10 protein-coding genes and 1 pseudogene are annotated in these 8,571 nt (G+C 70.8%); 5 read left to right on the plus strand and 6 right to left on the minus strand.

The window, feature by feature from the left end; genetic code table 11:
• The 5 genes from Q2100_RS16860 to hemL form a co-directional block, all read right to left on the minus strand.
• Positions 1 to 295, minus strand: a 295-nt coding sequence (locus Q2100_RS16860; protein WP_302915015.1) for a cytochrome c biogenesis ResB family protein, incomplete at its 3' end; no start/stop codon positions are given.
• A gap of 116 nt (positions 296 to 411) precedes the next feature.
• Positions 412 to 1,197 carry a cytochrome c biogenesis CcdA family protein gene (locus tag Q2100_RS16865; RefSeq protein WP_264013146.1) on the minus strand — a complete coding sequence of 262 codons (786 nt, stop codon included), beginning with the start codon at positions 1,195 to 1,197 and terminating at the stop codon, positions 412 to 414.
• On the minus strand, positions 1,194 to 1,805 hold the full coding sequence (locus Q2100_RS16870; protein WP_269896891.1) for a TlpA disulfide reductase family protein: 612 nt from the start codon (positions 1,803 to 1,805) through the stop codon (positions 1,194 to 1,196). Before Q2100_RS16870 ends, Q2100_RS16865 begins: the two co-directional genes overlap by 4 nt.
• A complete protein-coding gene (locus Q2100_RS16875; protein WP_302915008.1) occupies positions 1,802 to 2,410 on the minus strand; it encodes a histidine phosphatase family protein in 609 nt (202 codons plus the stop codon). The genes Q2100_RS16870 and Q2100_RS16875 overlap by 4 nt, the downstream gene beginning before the upstream one ends.
• Positions 2,407 to 3,720 (minus strand): glutamate-1-semialdehyde 2,1-aminomutase, encoded by a 1,314-nt coding sequence (gene hemL, locus Q2100_RS16880; RefSeq protein ID WP_302915009.1) that lies wholly within the window; start codon positions 3,718 to 3,720, stop codon positions 2,407 to 2,409. The genes Q2100_RS16875 and hemL overlap by 4 nt, the downstream gene beginning before the upstream one ends.
• 82 nt (positions 3,721 to 3,802) lie before the next feature.
• On the opposite strand from hemL, the gene Q2100_RS16885 reads away from it, so the two are divergent.
• The 4 genes from Q2100_RS16885 to Q2100_RS16900 all read left to right on the plus strand — a co-directional run bounded on the left by Q2100_RS16885 (position 3,803) and on the right by Q2100_RS16900 (position 7,151).
• Entirely contained in the window at positions 3,803 to 4,216 is a 414-nt protein-coding gene (locus Q2100_RS16885; protein ID WP_302915010.1) for a hypothetical protein, read from the plus strand.
• The gene (locus tag Q2100_RS16890) at positions 4,213 to 5,184 is read left to right on the plus strand and encodes a squalene cyclase (RefSeq protein WP_302915011.1); all 972 of its coding nucleotides are present in this window, start codon (positions 4,213 to 4,215) and stop codon (positions 5,182 to 5,184) included. The genes Q2100_RS16885 and Q2100_RS16890 overlap by 4 nt, the downstream gene beginning before the upstream one ends.
• Positions 5,185 to 5,245: 61 nt before the next feature.
• Positions 5,246 to 6,133 carry a helix-turn-helix transcriptional regulator gene (locus Q2100_RS16895; RefSeq protein WP_302915012.1) on the plus strand — a complete coding sequence of 296 codons (888 nt, stop codon included), beginning with the start codon at positions 5,246 to 5,248 and terminating at the stop codon, positions 6,131 to 6,133.
• A gap of 76 nt (positions 6,134 to 6,209) precedes the next feature.
• The gene (locus tag Q2100_RS16900; RefSeq protein WP_302915013.1) at positions 6,210 to 7,151 is read left to right on the plus strand and encodes an SDR family oxidoreductase; all 942 of its coding nucleotides are present in this window, start codon (positions 6,210 to 6,212) and stop codon (positions 7,149 to 7,151) included.
• Between the two features lie 3 nt (positions 7,152 to 7,154).
• On the opposite strand, the gene Q2100_RS16905 is transcribed toward Q2100_RS16900, so the two are convergent.
• Positions 7,155 to 7,706 carry a TetR/AcrR family transcriptional regulator gene (locus tag Q2100_RS16905; RefSeq protein WP_302915014.1) on the minus strand — a complete coding sequence of 184 codons (552 nt, stop codon included), beginning with the start codon at positions 7,704 to 7,706 and terminating at the stop codon, positions 7,155 to 7,157.
• A gap of 90 nt (positions 7,707 to 7,796) precedes the next feature.
• On the opposite strand from Q2100_RS16905, the pseudogene Q2100_RS16910 reads away from it, so the two are divergent.
• Positions 7,797 to 8,536, plus strand: a pseudogene (locus tag Q2100_RS16910) (SDR family oxidoreductase).
• Positions 8,537 to 8,571 lie beyond the last annotated feature (35 nt).

The raw sequence follows: 8,571 nt of genomic DNA on the forward strand, positions 1-8,571 counted from the left end.
GCCGGCCCAGGTTGCGCGGCGCGGGCACCGGCACCGCGCGCAGGCTGCGGATGTGCTCGAACAGCCGCGGTGTCAGGCAGCCGACGAGGGAGATGAAGAGCAGGGCGTAGATCGCGGTGAACCAGAAGCTCGAGAACACGTCGAACGCCTGCAGCCGGTCCAGCAGCGGGCCCAGCGTGGGGCGCGCGGCGATGTACTCGGCGACCTTCGACTCGTTGAGGCTGCGCTGCGGCAGGAGCGCCCCCGGGATCGCGGCCAGCGCCAGCAGGAACAGCAACACCAGCGCGGTGCCCATCGACGTCAGCGTCCGCCAGGTGTTGCGGATCAGCGCCCACACGCTGCGAACAAATCCCCCGGTCGGCCCCCTGGCCTCCGGCCGGGAGGTACCCCCGCCGCTCCTGCCCGCCGGATTCATATCGGCAGCCTGACGTCACTCACGAACGCGTCGCGCACCCACGAGACGAAGTCGTTCCACAGGCCGGTCACCAGCGCCGCGCCGACGATCACCAGCAGGATGCCGCCGAACACCTGGATGGCGCGGGTGTGCCTGCGCAGCCATCCGAGGCCGGACACCGCCCGCGCCGAGCCGAAGGCCAACAGCACGAACGGGATTCCCAGACCGAGGCAGTAGGCCAGCACGAGCACCACGCCGCGGGCCACGTTGGCGCCGTCGGTCGCCGAGGCCACGGTGATCACCCCGGTCAGCGTCGGGCCCAGGCACGGCGTCCAGCCGAGGGCGAACACCGCGCCGAGCAGCGGCGCACCGGCGACGGTCGACAGCTGCCGCGGGGTGAACCGCACCTGGCGCTGCAATGCGGGCACCAGGCCGATGAACACCAGGCCCATCAGGATCGTCACCACCCCGCCGAGGCGTTGCAGCAGAAGCTGATTGGTGATCAGCGTGGTGGTCATGCCCAGCACGGCCACCGTGCCGAGCAGGAACACGACGGTGAACCCCGCGACGAACAGCGCCGCCGCGCCTGCCACCCGCAGCCGCGCCGTGCGCACCGCCACCTGCGCGCCCGCCTCACCGGCGGGCTGCTCATCGACCCCGACGACGGCCGCCAGGTAGGACAGGTAGCCGGGCACCAGCGGCACCACACACGGCGACGCGAACGACACCAGGCCGGCCAGCACGCACGCGCCCAGCGCCAGCAGAACCGGTCCGGCGGCGGCGAGTTCGGCGAAGCCGGTCACGGCTGGGTCCCCGGCGCCGGGGCCGGACTCTCGGCGGCCAGTCGTTCGACCACCGGCATCAGGTCCTCGGCCAGCAGTTCGCGCAGGAACACGGCGGCCACCCGGTGCTGACGATCCAGCACCACGGTCGACGGGATCACCGTCGTCGGGTACCGCCCGCCGAAGGCGATCATCGTGCGCATCGGCGGGTCGTAGATCGACGGGAACGTGATCCTGCGGTCGGTGACGAAGTCGACTGCGGCCTGACGGTTGTTGTCGCGCACGTCGATGCCGAGGAACGCCACACCCCGCTCGCGGGTGGCGTCGTAGACCTGCTGCAGCTGACCGATCTCGGTGCGGCACGGTCCGCACCACTGTCCCCACACGTTGATCACCACCACGTCGCCGGCGAAGTCGTCGAGCGAGATGGTGCGGTCCGGGTCGAGCAGGTCGGGACCCGACAGCGGCCCTGGGCGGCCACGGCTGTCCGGCGGGTCGTAGGTGATGTCGGTCTTGCCGCCGGGCGCGACGAACTCGAAGGTGCCGCCCTGGGCGACGGCGTCGTCACCGGTGGAACAGCCGGCGAGCGCGATCACCGCGCTCACCAGCAGGACCACCAGCCGCGTCACTGCCCGGCCAGCTCCGCGTAACCCCAGCCGACGTACTCGTCACCGTGGAAGTAGAAGGACGTCAGGGACGCGAGATTGCACAACCGGCGGGTCGGGAAGTGGTGCAACGGTTTTCCGGTGATGGCGCGCCGCAGCGTCTCGACGGGGAGCTGGTGGCTGACGCACACCGACTCGTGACCCCTGCCCTTGTCGCGCGCGCGGTGCAGCGCACCGGTCATCCTGGCGGCGATGTCGGTGTACGGCTCACCCCAGGACGGCACGCGAGGGTTGCGCAGGTGCCACCAGTTACGGGGATCCCGCAGGGCGCCGTCACCCGGGGAGACCCGCTCGCCCTGGAAGACGTTGAGCGATTCGATCAACTCGTCGTCGGTGTCGATGGACAGGCCGTGCGCCGCCGCGATCGGCCCTGCGGTCTCCTGGGCGCGCTCCAGCGGGGAGGCCACCACGTAGACGATGTCGCGCTCGGCCAGCCAGTCCGCCACCCGCTGCGCCTGCGCGCGACCGCGCTCGGAGAGGTGGTAGTCGGGCAGGCGGCCGTAGAGCACGCCCTCGGGATTGTGCACCTCGCCGTGCCGCATCACGTGCACGATCGTCTTCTCGGTCATGCGGGCTGCGTCGCTTCGGCGGCGGCGCGGGCGGCACCGGGCAGGGCGGCGGCGATGCGCTCGAAGGCGTCGTCGTCGAGGGCGGCGGAGACGAACCACGCCTCGAAGGCGCTCGGCGGCGGGTAGACGCCCGCGTCGAGCAGGGCGTGGAAGAACGGCGGGAAGCGCCACGTCTCGGCCGCGCGCGCGGCGGCGAAGTCACCGACCTCCTCGTCGGTGAAGAACACCGACAGCATGTTCCCGCCACGCTGAACCCGGTGTGCGACACCGGCGTCGGTCAGCGCCCCGGTGAGCAGGCCGGCCAGCCGGTCGGCGTTGGCGTCGAGCGCGGCGTAGACCTCGTCGTCCGCGGCGCGCAGCGTGGCCAGCCCGGCGGCCATCGCCACCGGATTACCCGACAGCGTGCCGGCCTGGTAGACGGGGCCCAGCGGCGCCAGCCGCTCCATCACCTCGGCGCGGCCGCCGAACGCCGCGGCGGGCAGCCCGCCGCTCATCACCTTGCCGAAGGTGAACAGGTCGGCGTCGACGGGATCGATGCCGTACCAACCGGAACGGCTGACCCGGAAGCCCGTCATCACCTCGTCCATCACCAGCAGCGCGCCGTGCTCGGCGGTGAGGCGGCGCAGCGCCGCGTTGTACCCGGGCAGCGGCGGCACCGCGCCCATGTTGCCGGGGCTTGCCTCGGTGATGACGCAGGCGATCTCGTCACCGAACCGGGCGAACACCTCCTCGACGGCGGCGACGTTGTTGTACGGCAGCACGATGGTGTCCGCGGCGGCCGCTCCGGTGACACCCGGTGACGACGGCAGGCCGAGCGTGGCAACCCCGGAACCCGCGTCGGCCAGCAGCGCGTCGCTGTGACCGTGGTAGCAGCCGGAGAACTTGACGATCTTGGGGCGGCCGGTGAAACCGCGGGCCAACCGGATCGCGCTCATGGTGGCCTCGGTGCCGGAGTTGACCATCCGCAGCCGCTCGACGGGGCCGACCCGGTCGACGATCTCCGCGGCGAGCTGGGTCTCCGACGGTGTCGGGGCGCCGAACGACAGCCCGTCGGCCACCACCCGCTGCACCGCCTCGACCACGGCGGGATGGGCGTGGCCGAGGATCATCGGCCCCCACGAACACACCAGGTCGACGTAGCGGTTGCCGTCGGCGTCGGTCAGCCAGTAGCCGTTCGCCGAGGTGATGAACCGCGGGGTGCCACCGACCGCGTTGAACGCCCGGACCGGCGAGTTGACCCCACCGGGGATGACGGCGGACGCCTCGGCGAACAGTTTCGCCGATATCTCGGTCCCGGCCGAAGCATGCATGCACACCAGTGTCCCAGTCGCCCCCGGCGCGTCAACTACAGGGTGTAGTGGTCAGGGCCGGAGCTTGAGGTAGGCCGTGGAAATGAGTTTGATCTTCGGCATGGGACATCCGCGATGGTGTGCGGCCGTTCTGCTGTCCGCGGCGGCCGCCCTCACCGGCTGTGGCACCGATGTCACCGACGGCGACCCGACGCCTGCGCCCCCGCCGACGGTCACCGCGGCCCAGCAGGACTGCGGCCTCGCGCCGCTGTCCCGCCCGAGGACCGGCCGGGACATCCACGTCATGCGGGGCACCACGAACATCGACTGCCCCGAGGCGCTCCGGGTGATCGAGAAGTGGGACGCCGCGCCGGGCGGCCGGTCGGCCGGGTACTTCATAGAGATCGAGGACTGGGACTGCACCGCGGCCGGCGACTGGCAGGACCGGCTGCCCGACCAGCACATGATGACCTGCGAGCGCGCCGACGGCGCCTTGGTCCACCTGGACCGGCCATGACGGACCTGACCGCATGGCTGCTCGAATCGGATCCGGCGCTGCGCTGGCAGGTCGAACGCGATCTGCTCGGGGAACCGCCGCCGGTGTGGGAGTCGACCAGGGCGCGGATCGCCACCGAGGGATGCGGTGCGCGACTGCTGTCACTGCAGGACGGTGACGGCCAATGGGCCGGTGGCGCGTTCTTCCCCGCCGACTTCTCGGAAGCTCGAGCCGACGACGAGGGGCAACCCTGGACCGCGACCACCTGGACGCTCAACTCGCTGCGGGAGTGGGGCCTCGACCCCGCGGTGCTTCATGAGCGGCGGACGGCCGAACTGCTCGCGGCGAACTGCCGCTGGGAGTACGACGACCTGCCGTACTGGGACGGCGAGGTGGACTGCTGCATCAACGGCTGGACCCTCGCCAACGGGGCGTGGCTCGGTGTCGACGTGCGGGGCATTGCCGAGTGGTTCGTCGACCATCAACTGCCCGACGGCGGCTGGAACTGCGAGTGGGTCGAGGGGTCTACGCGGTCGTCGTTCCATTCGACGCTCAACGCGCTCAAGGGTCTGCTCGCCGACGAGATCGCAACCGGTGGTTCGGCCGCGACGCGGACCGCGCGGCACGCCGGGCAGGAGTACCTGCTGCGGCGTGGCCTGTTCCGGCGGCTGTCCACCGGCGAACCGGTGGGGCCGTGGGTGGACCGGTTCCGCTATCCGTTCCGGTGGGCCTACAGCGTGCTCAACGCCGCCGACTACTTCCGCGGCGCAGCGCTGCACGACGGTGTGCGGCCCGATCCCCGGATGGCCGACGCGATCGACCGCATCCGGGCGGCCGAACGGCCCGACGGCACCTGGCTGCAGGCCGGTCGCCAGCCCGGCCGGGTGTGGTTCGAAGTCGACGTCGCGGCGGGTGAGCCGTCGAAGTGGTTGACGCTCTTCGCGACCCGGGTCCTCAGGTGGTGGGCCGCCGACCGCACCGACGCCTGAGCGGCGAGCCGGGGACTGCCGATCCCTGGATCGCGAACCGGGTCCCGGGGAGACTGGGTCGATGGATCAGGGGCAGTTGGCCGATTTCCTGCGCACCCGACGCGCGGCGCTGAGTCCGCAGGAGTTGGGCCTTGCCGCCGGGCGCAGACGGCGGACCACCGGATTACGCCGCGAGGAGGTCGCCGCGCTGGCGATGATCTCGACGGACTACTACACCCGGATGGAGCAGCGGCGCGCACCGCAACCGTCGACGGACGTGCTCGCATCGCTGGCACGGGCGCTGCGGTTGTCGCTGGACGAGCGGGACCACCTGTTCCGGTTGGCGGGGCACAACGCGCCGGCGCGCACCCTGGGCGGTGAGCACGTCAGCGCGGCCACGATGCGCATCCTGGACCGGCTGCAGGACACCCCGGCGCAGGTGATGTCGGCGCTCGGCGAGACATTGGTGCAGACACCTGCCGCGCGGGCACTGCTCGGCGACGAGACCGCATTCGAGGGCATGGCCCGCAGCGTGGTCTACCGGTGGTTCACCGACGAGCGTGCCCGGCAGGTGTACCCGTCCGAGGACCACGCGATGATCGGACGCCGGTTCGTCGCCGACGCCAGGGTGGCCTACGCCCGCGACGGCGCCGGCTCGCGGGCGGCACAGATCGTCGAGGCGCTGCTGGACCGCAGCGCGGCGTTCACCGAGCTGTGGAAGCGCCACGACGTCTCGACCACCAGGGAACAGACCAAGCGGATCGCGCACCCGAAGCTGGGCGTGTTGGATGTGCAATGCCAGATCCTCTACGACGCAGCACAATTGCACACGCTGCTGGTGTTCACCGCCGACCCGGGATCGGCCAGCCACGCCAAGCTCGCCGCACTGGGCGCCGATCCGGACGCCTACTCCCGCGGCGATCGTCGCGAACCCGCACTGCTCAACGGGGGATCACCGATCACCGGATAACCGGCCCCTGAATGCACTCCCCCGAAGCTGGCAGCGTCGACAGCACAGCAATCGATCGAGCACGAGGGAGCACAGCATGTCGGGCAGAGCAGTGGTGGAGGTGCCGGACCTGACCGGCCGGACGGCCGTCGTCACCGGCGGGAGCGACGGTATCGGTCTCGGACTGGCCGAAAGGCTGGCCGCCGCCGGCGCGGAGGTCGTCCTGCCGGTACGCAACGCCGCGAAAGGGCAGGCCGCCGTGGACCGGATCACCACGGCGGTGCCCAGTGCGCGGGTGGGCCTGCGGCGTCTCGACCTGTCGTCGCTGCAGTCGGTGGCCGACCTCGCAGGCGAACTGCTCGCCGAGGGCAGGCCGATCCACCTCCTGGTCAACAACGCCGGGGTGATGAACCCGCCGACGCGCCTCACCACCGTCGACGGATTCGAACTGCAGTGGGGCACGAACCATCTCGGACACTTCGCCCTCACCGCGCGGCTGCTGCCGCTGCTGCGGGCCGGCCGCGCTCGGGTGACGACACAGTCGAGCATCGCGGCCGCGTCGAACGCGATCAACTGGGACGACCCGAATTTCGAGGAATCGTACTCTGCGGGCAAGGCCTACAGTCAGTCCAAGATCGCGAACGTGATGTTCGGCCTCGAGCTCAACCGCCGCAGCGAGCGCGGCGGCTGGGGCATCACCAGCAACGTCTCGCATCCGGGCGTGACGGCGACCAATCTGCTTGCCGCACAACCACACATGGGACGCAACGGCGACACCCTCGCGGTGCGGGTCGTCCGGTTGTTCGCCCGGATGGGCGTCCTCACCCAGACGGTTGACCAGGGCCTGCTGCCTGCGTTGTACGCGGCCACCCACCCCGACGCCGAGGGCGGCAGGTTCTACGGACCGAGTGGGTTCCGGCATCTGACGGGAGCACCCGCCGAACAGGCGATCTACGAACCGGCGGGCGATCCCGCCGACGCCGCCCGGCTCTGGGACATGTCCGAACGGCTCGTGGGCCTCGAGTTCGCCGTGCGATGACGGCTACTCGTTGGCGCGCAGGCCGTCGAGGACGATCCTCAGCAGGCGGTCTGCGCGGGTGTCCCACTCGTCGTCGTCGAGCCGGGTGAGCGCGCCGATCAGCAGGATCACATCTCGCGCGTCGGCATCGCCGCGGATCACGCCCTCGGCCTTACCGGCGTCGAGCAGCGAGGTGATCGCCTCACCGATGCTGCCGATGCTGTGGTCGGCGAGATCGGTTCGCACCGAGGTCGTCACCGCCGCGAACACCCCCCGCTTGATCCGGGCGTACTCCGTCACCCGCCGGAACCAGGCGGCCAGTGCGCTCAGCGGATCGTGGTGCGCCAGCAGCACCGACGCCGCCTCGACGAGTTCGTGTACGTCGTCGCGGTACACCTCGACGAGCAGCTCCTCCCGGCTCGCGAAGTGCCGGTAGAGCGTGCCCTGGCCGACTCCGGCGGCCTTCGCCACCTCGTTGAGCCTCAGCTCGTCGGGCTGCTGCACCAGCGATCGGGCGGCGGCGACGATGCGGGCGCGGTTCAGTTCGGCGTCGGCCCGACGACGCGGTCGCGTCACCGCACTCCCCCAGACTGGCTAAGCGGACATGTGTCCGCTACGGTGGATCCCGTAACCGGATACGTGTCCACTTTAGTCGAGGAGGCCGTTGTGTCGGGCATTGCAGGGAAAGTCGTCGTCATCACCGGCGCCAGCAGCGGCATCGGGGAGGCGACCGCCCGGCTCCTTGCGGAACGCGGCGCCTCCGTGGTGCTGGGAGCCAGGCGCACCGAGCGGTTGGACCGGCTCGTCGGCGACATCCGGTCCACAGGCGGGACGGCGGTGTCCCGGGCGACCGACGTGACGCGCCCCGGCGATGTGCGGGAACTCGCCGAGACGGGGGTGCGCGACTTCGGCGCGGTCGACGTGCTCGTCAGCAACGCCGGCATCAGCAAGATCGGGCCGATGAGCGACCTCGACGTCGACGGCTGGTCGGCGATGATCGACGTCAATCTGCGGGGGGTGCTCAACAGCGTGGCGGCGGTCCTGCCGATCTTCCGCAGGCAGGGCCGCGGGCACCTGGTCACGACGGTCTCGACCGCCGGCCTGAAGATCGTGCCGACGATGGCGGTCTATGCGGCGACGAAGAACGCGGTACGCACGGTGATGGAAGGCTGCGTACGGAGTCCACGGACGGCGTCGTGCGGACCACGTCGATCTCTCCGGGCTACGTGAACACCGAATTGGACAGCTCGATCGACGACGTCGCTCTGCGCAGCCGTGTCCGCGGTGCCATGGAGGATTTCGGGATGCCGCCCGATGCCGTCGCGCGGGCGATCGCGTTCGCCGTGGAGCAGCCGCACGACGTCGAGATCGGTGACCTCACCATCAGGCCGACGGCCCAGGACTGATATGTAGTCGGGTTTTGTCAATAGGCAGGTGGAAG

The organism is Mycolicibacterium arseniciresistens, from assembly GCF_030519285.1.
Classification (GTDB): Bacteria; Actinomycetota; Actinomycetes; order Mycobacteriales; family Mycobacteriaceae; genus Mycobacterium; species Mycobacterium arseniciresistens.